This is a genomic window from Mesorhizobium maamorense (assembly GCF_044998965.1).
Classification (GTDB): Bacteria; Pseudomonadota; Alphaproteobacteria; order Rhizobiales; family Rhizobiaceae; genus Mesorhizobium.
In genome coordinates this window covers 305,597-322,842 of the sequence record NZ_CP173356.1, presented here as the reverse complement: position 1 = coordinate 322,842, position 17,246 = coordinate 305,597, and the positions used below count along the sequence as shown (strand labels likewise).

General features: G+C 61.1%; 11 protein-coding genes, 5 pseudogenes and 1 riboswitch. Of the genes and pseudogenes, 10 read left to right on the top strand and 6 right to left on the bottom strand.

The genetic code is table 11. The annotated features are described in order from the left end of the window. Window positions 1-86: 86 nt before the first annotated feature. Complete coding sequence (locus tag ACIU1A_RS02145) at window positions 87-770, bottom strand: hypothetical protein (RefSeq protein ID WP_404926444.1); 684 nt, start codon at window positions 768-770, stop codon at window positions 87-89. 427 nt (window positions 771-1,197) lie between these two features. Here ACIU1A_RS02145 and ACIU1A_RS02140 point away from each other — a divergent pair. Both ACIU1A_RS02140 and ACIU1A_RS02135 read left to right on the top strand, forming a co-directional pair. Then, a pseudogene (locus ACIU1A_RS02140) lies at window positions 1,198-1,389 on the top strand (IS5/IS1182 family transposase); the annotation flags it as partial. Between the two features lie 749 nt (window positions 1,390-2,138). Continuing rightward, window positions 2,139-2,510: a transposase gene (locus ACIU1A_RS02135; RefSeq protein WP_404926443.1), complete on the top strand. Its 372-nt coding sequence runs from the start codon at window positions 2,139-2,141 to the stop codon at window positions 2,508-2,510. Window positions 2,511-2,537: 27 nt separating this feature from the next. Here ACIU1A_RS02135 and ACIU1A_RS02130 read toward each other — a convergent pair whose 3' ends face one another. From ACIU1A_RS02130 to ACIU1A_RS02110, 5 genes and pseudogenes are all read right to left on the bottom strand, one after another. Further along, a complete protein-coding gene (locus tag ACIU1A_RS02130) occupies window positions 2,538-3,380 on the bottom strand; it encodes a class I SAM-dependent methyltransferase (protein ID WP_404926442.1) in 843 nt (280 codons plus the stop codon). A 790-nt stretch (window positions 3,381-4,170) separates the two neighbouring features. Beyond that, a pseudogene (locus ACIU1A_RS02125) lies at window positions 4,171-4,282 on the bottom strand (IS110 family transposase); the annotation flags it as partial. A gap of 86 nt (window positions 4,283-4,368) precedes the next feature. Beyond that, entirely contained in the window at window positions 4,369-4,665 is a 297-nt protein-coding gene (locus ACIU1A_RS02120) for a hypothetical protein (protein WP_404926441.1), read from the bottom strand. Window positions 4,666-4,987: 322 nt separating this feature from the next. Continuing rightward, window positions 4,988-5,623, bottom strand: a complete 636-nt coding sequence (locus ACIU1A_RS02115) for an SMC-Scp complex subunit ScpB (protein ID WP_404926440.1) — start codon at window positions 5,621-5,623, stop codon at window positions 4,988-4,990. A gap of 101 nt (window positions 5,624-5,724) precedes the next feature. Next, window positions 5,725-6,667: pseudogene (locus ACIU1A_RS02110) on the bottom strand (DUF1403 family protein). A 371-nt stretch (window positions 6,668-7,038) separates the two neighbouring features. Here ACIU1A_RS02110 and ACIU1A_RS02105 point away from each other — a divergent pair. The 8 genes and pseudogenes from ACIU1A_RS02105 to tdh all read left to right on the top strand — a co-directional run. Next, window positions 7,039-7,341, top strand: a pseudogene (locus tag ACIU1A_RS02105) (tyrosine-type recombinase/integrase); the annotation flags it as partial. Window positions 7,342-7,486: 145 nt separating this feature from the next. Next, a pseudogene (locus ACIU1A_RS02100) lies at window positions 7,487-7,648 on the top strand (XRE family transcriptional regulator); the annotation flags it as partial. A 743-nt stretch (window positions 7,649-8,391) separates the two neighbouring features. Beyond that, window positions 8,392-8,748, top strand: coding sequence for an ArsR/SmtB family transcription factor (locus tag ACIU1A_RS02095; RefSeq protein ID WP_404926439.1), 357 nt, complete (start codon window positions 8,392-8,394; stop codon window positions 8,746-8,748). Between the two features lie 23 nt (window positions 8,749-8,771). Continuing rightward, entirely contained in the window at window positions 8,772-10,109 is a 1,338-nt protein-coding gene (gene glyA / locus ACIU1A_RS02090) for a serine hydroxymethyltransferase (RefSeq protein ID WP_404926438.1), read from the top strand. Window positions 10,110-10,163: 54 nt separating this feature from the next. Then, on the top strand, window positions 10,164-11,339 hold the full coding sequence (gene metK, locus ACIU1A_RS02085) for a methionine adenosyltransferase (protein ID WP_404926437.1): 1,176 nt from the start codon (window positions 10,164-10,166) through the stop codon (window positions 11,337-11,339). 106 nt (window positions 11,340-11,445) lie between these two features. Beyond that, window positions 11,446-12,438, top strand: coding sequence for an adenosine kinase (locus tag ACIU1A_RS02080; protein WP_140497109.1), 993 nt, complete (start codon window positions 11,446-11,448; stop codon window positions 12,436-12,438). A gap of 381 nt (window positions 12,439-12,819) precedes the next feature. Next, window positions 12,820-13,020: riboswitch (cobalamin riboswitch) on the top strand. Window positions 13,021-13,135: 115 nt separating this feature from the next. Continuing rightward, window positions 13,136-15,481 (top strand): 5-methyltetrahydropteroyltriglutamate--homocysteine S-methyltransferase, encoded by a 2,346-nt coding sequence (gene metE, locus ACIU1A_RS02075; protein ID WP_404928089.1) that lies wholly within the window; start codon window positions 13,136-13,138, stop codon window positions 15,479-15,481. Window positions 15,482-16,141: 660 nt separating this feature from the next. Further along, window positions 16,142-17,176 carry an L-threonine 3-dehydrogenase gene (gene tdh / locus ACIU1A_RS02070; protein ID WP_404926436.1) on the top strand — a complete coding sequence of 345 codons (1,035 nt, stop codon included), beginning with the start codon at window positions 16,142-16,144 and terminating at the stop codon, window positions 17,174-17,176. Window positions 17,177-17,246 lie beyond the last annotated feature (70 nt).

The window sequence follows — 17,246 nt, the reverse complement described above, 5'->3', positions numbered from 1 at the left end:
CAATTTCTGCATCTTTTTCGTGAAGTCCATAGGGTACTCGATGATACTCATTGCCGGTGAAGTTAATGGCCCAGCCATGAATGCATTCACCAACCTACTTCCCATGGCCGGGGCTTGGCGTGGAAAACCACTGCGCGAACGCCGTCCGGGACGCGGCCGAGGCGCTGAACGTCCATCTTGTACGAACACAGTTGACCGGGGCAGATGTCTTGCCACAGGCGCCAATCAACCCACCGGCAGCTCTCAATAAACGACTGATCGCCGCCCTCAGCGAACCGCCGCATGTGGTCCGCGGGTGCCGCTGTGAACGCCTCCCACACCGCCGCCTTGATCGATTGCGGGATTGCCATGATGGCGCTTTGTAAGCCGGACGGCTCGACAACGTCGCGCATGATCACCGGACCCTCGACCGCCGCCATATCCACGAGACTACCGACAATGGAAGTGTCCAGATCGAAAAAAAGCCAGTCGTCGGGCAGCTCCGGGCGGAACAGCTCCATCTTCGCCCACCAGCCCGGCCACCCGTGCCGGAGCGGTATTACCTCGACGCCCGGCACATTGATGTCGGAGAAGCAGCGGAACTTGGCGCCGGGCAAATGCTCGGTCACCTGATCCAATAGACGGGCAACATGGCGCGGCGCGTATTCGCCGCCCGAGCGGAGCACGAAAGCAACCGTCTTCATTCTGCCAGGCCTTGCTCGAGCGTCATCTTTGGATGGTTCTGCCACCGGGAGACCTGCGGCGGCGATATTTTCGGTGACCGTGCTCATGGGCGATTTCTCCTCAGTCCGTGAGCGTTTGCGGATAACCTTGCATGTCCCATGCCAAAGGAGGAGATCATTTCAAAACAATACGATAGATTTGGCTCTGCTACGTTGGTATCCGACATCGTTGGACATCGGACAACGCCGCGGAGTTGAGCAGCGCGCGAATCAGCTTCTCTGCGCAGGAATCCTGCCCGCAAGGGGAAAACGCCGGGCAACCAACATCCACTTGTCAAGCGAAGTGAGGGTTTCGCCCTTTGTGTCGCCTCACCGGAGAAGGTTACTGAGCGTTGAAGTGCCGAGATGGTCCGCGCTATTCATCCGGAGAGGATGATCCGCTCCGCCGTTTCCGCGCGCCATGCCTTCCAGCCAATTGCACTGTCCTCAGGCTCTTTTCGTGAAGCGCGACGGATCGGCACGTATGAGACTGTAAGCCCGCGCGCCCTACGAGTTCGGCTGCGAGGTCGGGATCGCAACCACCAACCGTGAAGGCGTCGTGCTGGCCGCCAAATCCTTCGAGGGCAATCCGTATGACGGCCACACGCTCGCAGCGACGGTCGATCAGGCCGCGCAGAATGGCGGCGTCGAGCCGGACCGCATCTACGTCCACAAGGGCTATCGCGGCAGCGATTGAGCTGGCGATGAGCGATGAGGAGATTGGAAGTCTGACGGCGCTTTCGCGCTCGCGAACCGAGCCGGCACAGCGGGTTGAGCGGGCGCGAATGCTGCTCGCCTACCGTGACAATCCGTCGTTCTTCGCGGTCGGGCGGAGGCTTGGCGTCCATCATCAAACAGTCGAGCGCTGCGTGCAGCGAGCGCTGGCCTACGGGCCGCTGACGGCATCGATGACCGACCGCATCCGGGAAAGGAGCCGACGATCCCGCCGGAGGCCAAGGCTTGGCTGGTATCTCTGGCGTGCGACAAGGCCAAAGAGCACGGCTATCCACATGAGTTGTGGACGAAGCGGCTTTTTGGCACCCATGCGCGCGAGCATGGACCGGCGGCTGGGCACAAATGTCTCGCCAGGCTGGTGCAGGGCACGGTGTGCAAGATACTGGGCCAAGAGGAAATCAATCCGCACAAGGTGCGCTACTACCTGGAACGTCGCGACGCCGAGTTCGAGCAGAAGATGGTGCAGGTCTTGTGTCTATCGCGAGGTCCAGATCCTGAAAGAGACCGCCGCCAAGTCGAAGAAACCGGGCAACGGGTGGCGATCGTCTCCTACGACGAGAAACCGAGAATCCAAGCCATCGCAACGACGGCGCCGGACTTGCCGCCCGTACCTGGTGTCCACCCGACCTTCGCGCGCGATCATGAGTATAAACGCCATGGCACGCTCAGCCTGTTGGCCGGATCGATCTGCTCACCGGCAAGGTGCATGCGCTGGTCAGAGACCGCCATCGTAGCCGAGAGTTCATCGAGTTCCTCAAGCTGCTCGATGCCGCCTATCCGCCCAGCACCGCGATCAAGTTGATCCTCGACAATCATTCCGCACACATATCGAGAGAAACTAGAACTTGGCTTGCCGCCCAACCGCCTAGTCGCTTCGAGTTCACGTTCACACCCAAGCACGGCTCCTGGCTCAACCTCGTCGAGGGCTTCTTCTCAAGGTTCGCCCGATCCGTCCTGCGCCACATCCGGGTGGCATCGAAGCAAGCTCAAGCAGCGCATCATCTGGCATCGAAGACGTCAATCGCCATCCCGTCATTCAACACTTGGTCCTACAAACTCGCCGAAGCCGCCTGATATGATTCAATTCTTGGAAACGCTCAACTAACTTGCCTGCTTGGCTGCCTCGCGCTGCATGACATGGTTCTTTGTCGCCACGTCGTAGAGCGCTACCAGTTCCTCCGGATAGTACCGGTCCAGGATCTTCCGCGCCTTTGTTATCTCGTAGTCGGTGATCGGCACCGCCCAATCCAGGGTCAAGGCTAGAAAGAGGTCGCGGAGATCGTCGACAGCACGTGTCTCTTCGTTCACGATGAAAGCGCCAATGTTCGATGTGTTGAAGTGCTCCAACTTAGTGCGCGGATAGATTTTGACCGCGGCCACTGTGCACATCAGCAGCTTTGGGGCTATGGATTTAGTCTGCACCACCAGGTTGAGACTGATGTCATGCAGGACGAACAGGCCATCCTCCGTCACAAACGGAAGGATCGTCAGAAAATCGAGCAACTCGCCGGGGAGGCCGTGGGCGGCGTCGAGCAGTACGAAATCAATTCCAGCCCCGATCTGCTCAATGTGCGAGGAAACCATGCCGTTGGTGTAGATTCGCCATTTTGGCAGCAACTCTGGGAAATGCTGTCCGACAAGGAAACCGGTGTCGCGCTGTTTCTCTTTTGGGACGTTATTCCAAACATCGAGATAATATTGCGAGGATATGTCGATCGAGTGGACCCGCGCGTTGGCGTCACTCGCCTGCAGCAAAAGCGCGGAGCTTGCGCCGGAAGACACCCCGACCTCAAGGATCTTCCTCGGTTTATAGACAGAAAGAAGCCCGAGGATGAAGCAGCGTTCCTTCTCTGACATTTCGGAATATTCGGAGACTCTTGGGTCCGCCACGATTTGATGCTCTGATCCGATTCCTTCGAAGTCGCAATGATGCCTGATGCTCATGGTTCGCTCCCTAGCTTTGCGGTGGAGGTATCATTCTCGGCTTCCTGCGGCTGCAAAGTTTCCGTAAAGATCTGTTGCACGTTCGGTTTACTTGACCGGAGCGCAACGATGCCCGCCGATGATGTAATGCCATGCGTCAATGCGCCGGACAGGCCCGGCAGAGCGCATTCTCGTTCAGTTGCGCCGCCTGGATCCTGAGCATGTGCAGGATCACCTGGGCATTCTTTGTATCATGCGCACCGCTGTCTCAGCTTCCGCCGCTCCTTAATTCTATAGGTGCTACGGCTACGTTCGCGCTCGATGACCTGGAGGTCCTCGCCCAGCGGATCGAACTCGCGCAAATGCCGATCGATAGCGAGGCGCTCATCTTCCGGCACAAGTCGCATAATACGGGAGATACGCCCTCTATCCGAATTCCTCCCCGGACGAGCAGTTTGCCAGTGGTCGCCCGCCAGACCAGCAACTCGCCTATTGTCCTTGCTAATTCAGCCGTTGCAACAACACCTTCAACGAAATTCACAGAAGCTTTACGTCCGCAAATCGCTGACAGTGGTAGCTTGAGGATCGCTGCACAGCACGCAACGCAGGATCAACAGCCAATGTCAAGAAGAGCGCTCATCCTGGTTGATGGCATGCCGGCGAGTTAATCAATTGGTCGATCACACCATTTCCGACCGTTGGCGAGGAAGAACAACATGCGGCCCCTCGCGTCGTCGCAAGGTAATCGGTCGCCGAACATTGGGGCACTTGAGGGCACGACAAAGGTGCAGGTAACGTGAATGCCGCCACCCTGACGCAGCATCGTTTTTTCCGCTCTTCACGAAAGGCCGCACGTATTGCGGCGCAATCAGCTTTACCTCGTGGCAAAGTTTTACCATTTCTCGGGCCCAGTAGCTCGCGCTGTTCCATCACAACCACAGCAGGCGAGCCGTTCGCTCAGTTTTCCCTGGAAGGCGTGCAGCTTCTCCGCCTCGGTCTTCGCACGGTGCTACTTAGCTTCCAGTAGATATGTCGTTCCGCCGTGCTGGAACGAGCCGTCGATCTGCTCCCGGATGAGGCGGAACCCTCCCTTTGCATCCATGTGCCATGCGTTAAACAAGGCAGTGAGAAGCCGCTCGAAATGATAGCCGCGCGCCTGCGCTGTGTCCGACATGGCATGCAGCGCCAGGTAGTCGTTCTCGTGACGATCGAGCGCAGCCTGGTCGGGGCCGATTCGGACAGGCGAGGCGTCCGGCCGAGGTGAGACATCGTCGACATCGAAGGACGGCAGTGGCCCACTGCCCAACCGCTCGACGATGGCGCTGAGGCGCCTGCGAGCGTTGGTGACGGATCGCCGCGGCCGATGCGTGCAGTTTGGCGATACTCCCACAATGATGTGACCGCGCGCATGATCGCGCGCGGTTGGCCGACAGTAAGAAAGGCACGTAGGCGCTTCCTCTTGCTGCCGGAGCCCCGCGCATAGGCGTCGTCATAGATGTCGATACCGAGCTCGCGGCGGAAGAAATCGTCGAACGTCGCATTAGTGAAATCTAGGACATAGCCGGAACGCATTCCGAACACCTCGTCCACGACCTTTAATTCAACGGCCCTAAGTTGATCCACTTCGTTCAATCCGAGCTTGCTTCGTCCAGTAATGCTTGCTCCTCATAGCCGACAGCACTTTGGCTCTCACCATCGTCACCATCGGCCAATGCAACCGGAATATCTCCAGTCAGCAGCTTTTCCTTCGACAGCAGGCCGGCATCCTCGAGCGCCTCGAAATCCGGCAGCTGGCGCACCGTGTCGAGCCCGAACTGCGACAGAAAATTTTTGGTCGTCACATAGGTATAGGGCGCGCCCGGCTGCGGGCTGCGCGGCCCCGAGGCGATCAGCTCTTGCGCGCGCGGCACGCCGATCAGGTCTCGTGACACTTCCTTGCCGAAGAAGCCTGACAGCTCGCCACGGGTGATCGGCTGGAAATAGGCAATGCACATCAAGACAAGCGCCTCCGCCTGCGACAGTTCTTTTGCCCCCTCGCCCGCTGCCGTGCCGAAGGCGGCGCGGATGGCGTCCCCAAAAATTTTCTTTGTCCGGTGCTGCCAGCCGCCGGCGACGGCGACCAGCTCGTAGGGGCGCCCGGCGAGCTCGGCGCGGATGTCGTCGATGATCAGCTCGAGATTGCAGTTCTTCCCCACCACCCGCGCGAGGACACTACGTGTCACCGGTTCGCTGGCGGAAAAAATCACCGCTTCGACGCGGCCCATCTACTCGCGCCAGCGAAGCTCGGCCGGCAGATGCTCGAGCTCGATATCCAGCAAAGCCGGCTGAACGTTTGGCTTCCGGCGGGCAGACGCTTCGCTCATGGCTACAACCCAAACAGCCGAAAAGTGGTGCGACCGGAAAGCTCGCGCACGGCCTCCAGTTGTTGCAGCCGGTCGAACAAGCGCCGCGCCGCAAAACGGGACAGGTTTTTGGTCGTCAACGAGCCCGAAACGGCGGCGTCGTCGAGCAGTTTTTGGATCACCTCGCTGGCGCACTTGGCGCGCAATTGTGGTGCGATGGCAATGAGCCGCGTCGCGACAGCTCTGCGGCCAGCTGACAGGCGTCCGCCGCAGCCTGCGCCAGCGCCAGGCACACCGCCCGCTCAAACCCTTTTTCGCCGGGTCGGATGCGCTTGCCGCCAGCCTCGCCGCGAAAAGCCGGACCAGAGGCCTGAGCCATCAGCAGCGGCAGCGGCCGCGGCCAGCGCAGGCTTTGCGCCAGCACCAGGTCGGCGAGCAGGCAAAAAGCTCGGCATCGGGGCGCATGGCAACAACGTGGGCGGCGATCGCCGCGGCGGTAAACGGCGCCGGCCGCCCCGAGCGCGCCAGGTCGTTAATGTGTTCACAAAGCGCGGCCAGCGCCTCGCCGTCCCAATGGAGACCCAGCTGGCCGACGATTCTTTCGAGCCGATCGGCGCTGGCGGCGGGCGGCTGCACGGCCAGCTGCCGCCAGGCGCCAAGGACGGCACCGGCTGGACCGGGAGCGGCGCCGGCCGGGCGCAGGTACCAGGCGTCGCGCAAGGCGGCGGCGTCCTCGGCGCGACCGGCGAGCCGCATGCTGGCGGCGGCACAGCGAAGCGCCAGCCGCTGCCGCCAGGCGCCGGCCCAGCTGGCTTGCGCGCGGGCAAGCGTGTCGAGGGCGCCCAAGGCGGCGCCGGCCTGGAAGGCGGCATCAGCATCGTTGAGAGCGCCGCCATGAGCGAGCGCCCAGGCCGGAACGGTCGGCGGCGCGGCGGGGCTGGCGGTCGCGGGATCGAGGCGAATCATGATTTGGAGGGTAAAGCGGCTGTGCGCTTTGCGCCAGAAATGGCCATTTTTAGCATTGAGAAATGGCCATTTTCGGCGAGCAGAAGCCCAAAATTCACGCCGAGCAAGCTTCCCGACCGCCCCACAGCACGGGCACCGGGGATGACATTTTCGCCGCGCAGCCGTTGGCCGAAACCGCCGCGCTTGACGCCGACGATCTCGCTAACATCATCGCCGTCGTCTTGGGGATGGGCGGGACGCCGGACGAACCGGCGGCCGAAGCCCAGTCCCTCCGCTATGGCTCCGGGCGTTCGTCGCTCGGAACGCCAAATCATTGGCTTTCCGCCGGCGACCCGACCACTTCTCACCCCCTCTCCCGGCCGTCGCCAATCCCCGCCTGCCGGCGCGTCACCGGCCAGGGCAAGGCGGTCGGCGCCGACCGGCTTAACGATCAGGAGGTCGCCCGCTTCGTCAAGCGGACCGCGCTTGCCGCCGGCGTACGCGGCGATCTTGCCAAAGGCGAACCCGCAAAACTTTTCGCTGGCCACTCCTTACGCGCCGGGCTCGCGTCCTCGGCCGACGTCGATGGGGCGCTATGTGCAAAAGCAACTCGGCCATACCAGCGCCGAGATGACGCGCAAGTACCAGCGCCGCCGCGACCGCGTGTCAATCTCACCAAGGCGTCCGGGCTCTGAAAAGCGCCCTCCCTCCCCCAGTTGATCGTTGGTGAGGCGGTCAGGTTCTATGAGGTATGACAACGCCTCGTCGAGCACAGCGAGCTGCGTCTAGACTGTCGGCGTCCGACGCTTCGTAGTCAGGCATGGATCATCAGCTGCGCGATCGCGCGGCATTTATGCCGGCGTCCTGCAGGCACTCGGCCTCCTGGACGGCCTGAGACAGGTCGCCGACATCAGCAACGATAGCGACGGTCAGGCGCTCGCCACTGCCGACCTGCCCAAGCATGTCCACCTCAAGCGGCCAACCGGATCGTCCCGCGATGGCTGGCTTCGAGGTCCATGTCGATTTGGCTCGACAGAGTTCACGCCTTGGATGAACAAGTGATTCAAGTGAGATGAGCGTGTGGTCTGCCGAAACGTATTCGGCCCCGTCCGGTACTGTCGCAATATCGATACGCCGGGGAAGGCCGCGCCTTGAGGCCAAAATGGCGGCCGCCTCGACCCAAACAGACCGGATTTCCGGCTGATGGGGGGCAATATGGCGGCAAGCCTCAGAGTTTGACATCAGTTATCCGAGGATTTGTATCACCAGGCCCGCTCTCGAGATGAACGACAGCAACATGCCATGACATCCCGGGGGGCAGTTCGGGTGCCTGACGCAGCGCCATAGCAGCGAGATCCAACACAAGCGGGCTCAGCGGTGAGCGCGTCGCTTGGCCGCCCCGCGCAAGGACCTCGATGAAGTCCTCCTGATTGAGCTTTCCCAACGCCGGTATGCACGCGTCGCAACAGATCCTTCAAAGAAAATCGCGGACTTTTAGCACTCTAAACCGCTGAGAATATGTACGTTGAGCCTCGTTTAAAGCCGCGGGTCGAGACCGTGGCGCCGTGGCCCGACCAAATACCTGCAGCTCGGTAAAGCGGAGCCGGCAGGAGCATTTGCCTTGGTCGAAGAGATGTGTCGCACACGATCTCGGTCGAGCGTATTGAACTTGTCGGACGGCAAGATTGCCTCTGAAAGAGTGGAGGACGCCAAATGGAGGAAGTTAGTACAACGAGTGCCGGCCGATGATGACACTGGTCAGGCGCCTAAAAGCCGCGGCTCATCTTGATCGACTTCGAATCCTGGGACTTTGTGCGCATGCGGACCTAACCGTCTGCGAGCTAGCAGAAGTTCTGAGTCTGTCTCGTGAGCACGTGGTCGCACACGTCCGCCAGCTCGCCAGAGCCGGCTTTCTTCTCGGCAACGAACAGCGTCCCTGGCCTTCGTACCACCTCGAAGCAGGAGGCTCGGACGGCGGCTTGGTTCAATTGCTGGTTGATCTCCTGCCCCACGGCGATGGCCATCACAGACAAGACCTACAGCGCCTGGAGGCGATACAGGGCGCGCGGTCCAAGGTGACCGCCTGCTTGCCTGAAACTTAGTCCCAATGGAGCGCGAAGCTAATATGAACAATTCGACTGGCGGCGCGATCGCGGAGCTTGGCACTTGCGAGTGGCCTCACCTGGCTGTCACAGATTCTCGCGTTCACGAGCTGCTTTTAAGACAGGAGCGCCAGGAGCGGACGACCCTCAAACTTATCGCCTCCGAGAACTTCGCGTCCTCCGCGGTGCTGGAAGCGACCGGGTCTATTTTCACCAACAAGTATGCCGAGGGATATCCCGGCGCGCGCTACTACGCCGGAAACGAGATCGTCGATGAGCTTGAGAACCTCGCTATCGAGCGATTGAAGTCGCTATTCGGCTGTGAACACGCGAACGTGCAGCCTTATTCCGGCTCGCCGGCCAATCAGGCTGTCTGTCGAGCGCTGTTGTGTCCGGGAGACAAGATGATGGGGTTGACCCTCCCCGGCGGCGGGCATCTGACTCACGGTTGGGCCGTCAACTTCTCCGGCACTGACTATCAGCGAGTTCCGTACGGGCTGCACGAAAAGACGCAGCAGATTGACCATGACAGCTTGCGCGAGACGGCCAAGCGGGAACGACCGAAGCTCATTTGGGTCGGCGGAACTGCCTATCCGCGTATCTTTGACTATGAGGCAATGGCAGAAATTGCTTCGGAGGTGAACTCCTACCTGGTGGCCGACATCGCCCACATCAGCGGCCTCGTTGTCGCAGGAGTGCATCCGAATCCTGTTGGCCATTGCGATGTGGTCACCAGCACCTCTCACAAATCGATCCGCGGTCCCCGCGGTGGCTTCATCTTGTCAAGGAATGAAGACCGCCATCAGGCGCTCTATCATTCCAAGAGCAAACACAATCTGGCCAAACGCATAGACCGTGCCGTGTTCCCTCTCCTCCAGGGCGGACCGCACATGAATACGATTGCCGCGCTAGCTGTCGCTCTGCAGGAAGCAGGGAACCCGTCCTTCCGTGTGTACGGTCAGCAGATCGTTGACAACGCCAAGGCTCTGGCCCAGGCGCTTCTGGAGCGAGGTTATGAACTCGTCACGGGTGGCACTGACAATCACATGCTGATCCTTGATCTTCGGGACCGGCCGTTGTCTGGGAAAGCCTATGCCGAGCGCTTGTCGCAAGCAGGTATCATTACGAATTTCAACATGGTGCCTGGCGACCGGCGCCATCCCGCGCTCACCAGCGGCATTCGGTTAGGCACGCCAGCAGTAACGTCTGTGGGCATGCGCGAAGCGGAAATGGTGCAGATTGCCGCTTTCATCGACCTGGTCTGTCGCCAGCCCGATGATTCGGACGTGCATGCCAGAGTACGCAGAGACGTTGCCGACTTCTGCGCTGCGTTCGACGTGCCTGGCATCTCCGACAGGTAAGGCGGCCGGATCAACTGTCACATCCAATTCCAACGTTTGAAGCGAGGACATTCCATGACCAGACAATTCGTGTTCTCTTCCGAATCCGTCGGCGCGGGACATCCCGACAAGATGGCCGACAATATCTCAGATGGCGTGCTTGATGCGATCCTTCGCAGGGATCCTACGGCCCGAGTTGCTTGCGAAGCGTTGGTTAAGTCAGGGATGGTCGTTCTGGCTGGCGAGATCACCAGCCACGCGCAGATCGACTACAGCCAAGTTGCCCGCGATATCATCCTGGACATTGGATATGACGACGATGCGATCGGCTTTGACGGCCGGCGATGCGCCGTGATCTTGGCCTTGACCGAGCAGTCGCCCGACATCAGCCAAGGCGTCGACGAGGGGCGAGGGCAGGATCTCGAGCAGGGAGCTGGGGATCAGGGCCTCATGTTCGGATACGCGTGCAACGAGACCGAAACATTGATGCCGTTGCCAATCCAACTTGCTCATGATCTGACAAAAAAACAGGCAGAGGTGCGCCAAACCGGAGGCCTTGGCTGGCTTCGCCCGGACGTGAAATCTCAGGTGTCCGTCCGCTATGAGGGTTTGCGCCCGGTAGCGCTTGATACCATAGTCCTGTCGACGCAGCATGACGAGGAGGTCTCACAAGCCACGGTCCGCGAAGGCGTCATTGAGGAGATCATAAGGCCGGTCTTGCCTCAGGACCTGGATACGACGGGGATCAGGTTCCTGGTCAATCCAACAGGCCGGTTCGTGGTCGGTGGGCCGCGCGGCGATTGCGGGCTTACCGGCCGCAAGATCATCGTCGATTCCTACGGCGGGATGGGGCGTCACGGCGGTGGCGCCTTTTCGGGCAAGGACCCGTCCAAGGTTGATCGATCGGCCGCCTATGGGGCGCGGCACGTCGCAAAAAACGTCGTTGCCAGCGGACTCGCCGAGTTGTGCGAGGTTCAGCTTGCTTATGCGATCGGTGTGGCCGCGCCGGTCTCTGTCCTCGTCAATACATTCGGAACCGCAAAGATTGATGAAAAAAGGATCGAGCGCGCCGTCCTTGAGCTTTTCGATCTCCGGCCGAAAGGCATCATCAAGGCGCTTGATCTCTTACGGCCGATTTACCGCAAGACCGCGACCTACGGACACTTCGGCCGCGAAGAGCCGGAGTTCACCTGGGAAAAGACGGACAGAGCTGACGAGCTGTTGCGAGAGGCAGGACCGGCAGCTGCGTGATGCACCGGTATTGGACGCGTCGGCATAGGGCGACCCATTCCACACTCGTAAGAAACACCCGCTAGGGCATGGCAAGAAGCCGGCGCGGATTTTGGCGGAGACATTGATGCCGGACTATGACGTGCTTTGCATCGGCAATGCGATTGTCGACATCATCGCCCAGTGCGAAGAGGAATTCCTGGAGACCAATGGCATCATCAAGGGCGCGATGAACCTCATCGACACGCACCGCGCCGAACTGCTCTACAGCCGCATGGGCCCGGCGATCGAGGCGTCCGGCGGCAGCGCGGGCAACACGGCGGCCGGCGTTGCCTCCTTCGGCGGCCGCGCCGCCTTCTTCGGCAAGGTTTCCAACGATGCTTTGGGCGAAATCTATGCCCACGACATCCACGCCCAGGGCGTCGCCTTCGACACCAAGCCGCTTCAGGGGGAGCCGCCGACGGCGCGCTCGATGATCTTCGTCACCCCCGACGGCGAGCGCTCGATGAACACCTATCTCGGCGCCTGCGTCGAGCTCGGGCCGGAGGACGTCGAGGCCGACAAGGCGTCGGGCGCCAAGGTTACCTATTTCGAGGGTTATCTGTGGGATCCGCCCCGCGCCAAGGAGGCGATCCGGCAGACGGCCAAGCTGGCGCACGCGGCGGGCCGCGAAGTGTCGATGACCTTGTCGGATTCGTTCTGCGTCGACCGCTACCGCGACGAGTTCCTCGACCTGATGCGCTCGGGCACCGTGGACATCGTCTTCGCCAACAGCCACGAGATCAAGTCGCTCTACCAGACCTCGTCCTTCGACGAGGCGCTGGCCCGGATCCGGAAGGACTGCAAAGTCGCCGCCGTGACGCGTTCGGAAAAAGGCTCCGTCATCGCGCGCGGCGACGAGACCGTCGTCATCCAGGCGACCGCCATCAAGGAGCTGGTCGACACGACGGGCGCCGGCGACCTCTATGCCGCGGGTTTCCTGCATGGCTATACGCAGGGCCGCGACCTCAAGACCTGCGGCGATCTCGGCTCACTGGCGGCCGGCCTGGTGATCCAGCAGATCGGCCCCAGGCCAAGGCAGAATCTGCGCAGAGAAGCCGAACTGGCGGGATTGCTGTAGGCGGCATATCGCAAGGTGCTGCCCACCGCACTTGCTGCAGGGCTGTTAAGACAAGCGCGTGCAGAAATGTCGCGTGCCCTTCCGTGAAGGATGGCAGTTTTCTCCAGATTTCGGATTTTGACGGCTCGGAAACATTTACGCTCTTCGGGCCAGCACTGTGGCCGATCATGGTGGCCAACACGCCATTTGACGAAGTCGTTAGCCAGGATCGTGCTGCTAGCGGATTTGCCGGAGCAGCCAGGCACGGCCTGCGCAAAACTGGGGCACAAGCGGCTCAGCTGGACCGGGGCCTTGGACCGTGCAAACCCGTAGCAGGTAAAAGGTTTCACATAAACACATAAACATTTCTTTATACGTTATTGACAGCAACACGAGGGGCTGCGATTGTTCGGGTGTCGTGGTTCTTCGCAAGGCGTTGCCCCAGCGGAGCTAAGAGGGAAGCCGGTGCAATGCCGGTGCTGCCCCCGCAACTGTAAGCGGCGAGCCTACCCACCAATGTCACTGGGGTGAACTGCCCCGGGAAGACGGGGCAGAGGCTGTGACCCGCGAGCCAGGAGACCTGCCACGGTGAACAACGTCCACGGGCGGGGTGTCTGGTGGCCGCGGCAGTTCGGCATTGATGCCGGCCTGTTAGCGCCTTCCTTGTCCCCGCCCCCAACCATCGGGGTATGGAATGAATGTCTCCCAGCAAGTTCCCATAGCAACGCTTGGCGTGCCGCGTATCGGTCGCCGGCGAGAACTGAAATTCGCGCTCGAAAGCTACTGGTCCGGAAAATCGTCTGCTGCCAACCTTCTGGCGACGGCGAAGGCGCTCCGTGCCGCCAGCTGGAGCGAGCAGCACGACCGCGGCGTGTCGAAAATCCCGTCGAACGATTTCTCACTGTATGACCATGTGCTCGACACCGCAGCAATGGTCGGCGCCGTGCCAGCTCGTTACGGCTGGATGAGCGGCGAGGTCCCGCTCGACATCTACTTCGCGATGGCGCGCGGGACGCAAGGCGATACGGCGGGTTGCGGACACGCCAGTCACGGGCATGCAGTTCAGGGGCAGCGCGTAACCGCGATGGAAATGACCAAATGGTTCGACACGAACTACCACTACATCGTGCCGGAGCTTGGCGACGATCAGACATTCGCCCTCTCGTCGACGAAACCAGTCGATCACTTTCTGGAGTCAAAAGAGCTCGGCATCCATACACGCCCGGTCATCCTTGGACCGATGACCTTCCTCAAGCTGGCGAAGTCTCCCGACCAGGGCTTTAATCCCATAGCGCTCTTACCGCGGCTGCTGCCCGTCTACGAGCAACTGCTTGGGAGGCTGGAGCTCTCGGGGGCCGACTGGGTGCAAATTGACGAGCCGGCGCTTGTGCTCGATCTCAACCCGAACGAACGAGCTGCCTTCGAATTCACCTACGGGCAGCTGTCGAAAGCCGCGCCCAAGTTGAAGATTATGCTGGCTACCTATTTTGGGCCGCTGGGAGACAATCTCGAGACCGCGCTTTCGCTGCGCCTGGCGGGCCTGCATCTCGACCTCGTGCGCGCTCCCGAGCAGTTGGTGACGGTTGGTCGGCTCGCACCGAAGGATCTGGTGCTCTCACTTGGCTTGATCGACGGGCGCAACGTCTGGCGCGCGAACCTTAATGCCATTCTCGACCGCATCGAGCCGGTGATTGCCGGCTGGCCGCTGGACCGCGTCGAAATTGCGCCTTCCTGCTCAATGCTTCATGTGCCGATGGACCTGCGGATGGAGACCGCGCTCGACGTGGACGTCGGGTCGTGGCTGGCATTCGCCGCCCAGAAGACTGAAGAGCTGCTCGTGCTGGCCCAAGCCCTATCGGAAGGCAGGGAGGCCGTAGCAGGCGCGCTGAAGGCTTCTGAAGAGGCGGCCGCCGCGCGCGCAATGTCTGGAAAGGTCCATGATCCGCTCGTCCACGGGCGCGTAAGCAGCATTGACGGCGGCAAGAAGCAACGAAAGAGCGCATTTGCCAAGCGCTCGAGAGTCCAGGCTGACACGCTCGGCCTGCCGCCGTTCCCCACGACGACCATCGGGTCCTTCCCGCAGACGCCCGAGGTGCGCAGGGCGCGCTCCGCACATGCCAAGGGCCGACTGAGCTATATCGACTACCAGGCGTTCCTGAAGAAGGAGACAGAGGCGGCGGTCCGTTGGCAGGAGGAAATCGGGTTGGACGTGCTGGTGCACGGCGAGTTCGAACGAAACGACATGGTGCAGCATTTCGGGGAGCAACTGTCCGGCCTCGCCTTCACCCAGCATGGCTGGGTGCAAAGTTACGGGTCCCGGCTTGTGCGCCCTCCCATCATCTTCGGCGACGTATCGCGGCCGAATCCGATGACAGTCCACTGGTGGCAATTTGCCCAGTCACTCACGAAAAAGCCGGTGAAGGGCATGCTCACAGGCCCGGTGACGATCCTCAACTGGTCTTTTGTTCGCGACGACGTACCCCGCGCCGAGGCCTGCTGCCAGATCGCACTCGCCATCCGCGATGAAGTGGCCGACCTGGAAAGAGCTGGCGCAAGGGTGATCCAGATCGATGAGGCCGCATTTCGCGAAGGCCTGCCCCTTCGGAAGTCCGATTGGAAACATTATCTCGGCTGGGCTGTCGAATGCTTCCGGATCGCTTCGACGGGCGTAGAGGACGCGACCCAAGTTCACACCCACATGTGCTATTCGGAGTTCAATGAGATCATCGATTCCATTGCTGAACTGGACGCGGACGTCATTTCGATTGAGACGTCGCGCTCCAAAATGGAACTGCTGGACGCCTTCACGAAGTCCAAATATCCGAACGAAATCGGTCCTGGCGTCTACGACATTCACTCACCACGTGTCCCGGAAGTCGGCGAGATTTTGCATCTCGCCCAACTTGCCCGCGAGCGACTGTCGGACAGCCAACTTTGGGTCAATCCGGACTGTGGCCTCAAGACGAGGAAATGGGAGGAAGTCCGCCCTGCCCTCATCAACATGGTCGCTGCAGCACGCGCGCTACGGGAGAAGGTCCAGGCGCAGGCCGCTGAGCCACTGTGAGCGGCAAGTATCTGACCCCGCGGGCTTCGGGGATAATTCGAGGCAGAAAGGACGCCATCGAAAAGCCGCGCGCAAGTCGGTAGGCACGAGCGGGGCCCCGCCCTTGTCGTCTAGCCGAAGGCCCGCTGGACGGCTGAGCCCGCGGGGCAGGATCTGGGAAGCCGCTTCTGGTCAGAGGACGGATGATCTAGAGCACGAGGTGTGAGAAGGCGGCTTCGTCCATGAGTTTCTGCCCCTCACATCGCCAGCGGTCAACAGACACTTCACCGAGGGGCGAACGTTTGCGGATGCCGCCTGTGCGTCCGTACTATTGAGATATCGCGGCGAGATCGATCATCGAGAGGATCGTGTCGAGTGATTGCGCCGCATGTGGCGGACATCGACAACATAGCCCGAGCCGAAAGCTGCTCTCATTCCTCATCCTTGAACTGAAACTTCGCTGCATCTGGCGCGGCGCTTGCTCCGCTTCCGCGGAGGTTCGAACTGGGTTTTCTCGCGCACCGCTCGCGGTTGGAGTGTTCGACACCAACGCAGCCGCCAACATCACGATCGGTCCAAAGATTTCAGCTTTGCTCTCGAAACCTACCTTTCCGTTCTTGGGGCTACCAGAGGAGAGGAGCGGCGAGGAGTGGAACCAAACCAAGTTGTAAGGAGCACCTGATGTCGAACATAATGAAGGCGCTGGTGAAGGCCAAGGCCGAGCCGGGCATCTGGATGGAAGAGGTGCCGGTGCCGGAAATCGGCCCCAACGACGTCCTGATCAAGGTGAAGAAGACCGCGATCTGCGGCACCGACGTCCACATCTACAATTGGGACCAGTGGGCGCAGAAGACGGTGCCCGTGCCGATGGTGACCGGCCATGAATTCGTCGGCACCGTCGCGGATTTCGGCGCCGCGGTCACCGAATACAAGGTCGGCCAACGCGTGTCGGGCGAAGGCCACATCGTCTGCGGACATTGCCGCAACTGCCGCGCGGGCAGGGGGCATCTGTGCCGCAACACGCTCGGCGTCGGCGTCAATCGCCCGGGCGCCTTCGGCGAGTACCTGGCGATCCCACAGCACAATGTCGTGCCGATCCCGGACGATGTGCCGGACGAGATCGCCGCGATCTTCGATCCCCTGGGCAATGCGGTTCACACCGCATTGTCATTCGATCTGGTCGGCGAGGACGTGCTGGTCACCGGCGCCGGACCGATCGGCATCATGGGCGCGCTGGTGGCGCAATGCGTCGGCGCCAGGAAGGTCGTTATCACCGATATCAATCCGGTTCGGCTGGATCTTGCGCGCAAGCTTGGCGTCCAGCACGTCGTCGACGCCTCCAAGGAAAAACTGCGCGACGTGATGCCGGCGCTCGGCATGACGGAGGGTTTTGATGTCGGCCTGGAAATGTCGGGGGCAGCCCCCGCCTTCCGCGACATGATCGACACCATGAACAATGGCGGCAAGATCGCCATCCTCGGCATTGCGCCGACCGGGTTCGAGATCGACTGGAACAAGGTCATCTTCAAGATGCTGCATCTCAAGGGCATCTATGGCCGCGAGATGTTCGAGACCTGGTACAAGATGATCGCGCTGGTCCAGGGCCCGCTCGACGTCTCAGGCCTGATCACGCACCGCATCGGCATCGATGATTTCCAGGTTGGATTCGACGCGATGCGCAGCGGCAGTTCGGGCAAGGTGGTGATGGACTGGTAGGTCGACTGGTCAGCGTGACTTTGCCGAGGTGCTGACAGGACACCACCTTGGCCTGCCGGCGATCTCCGCG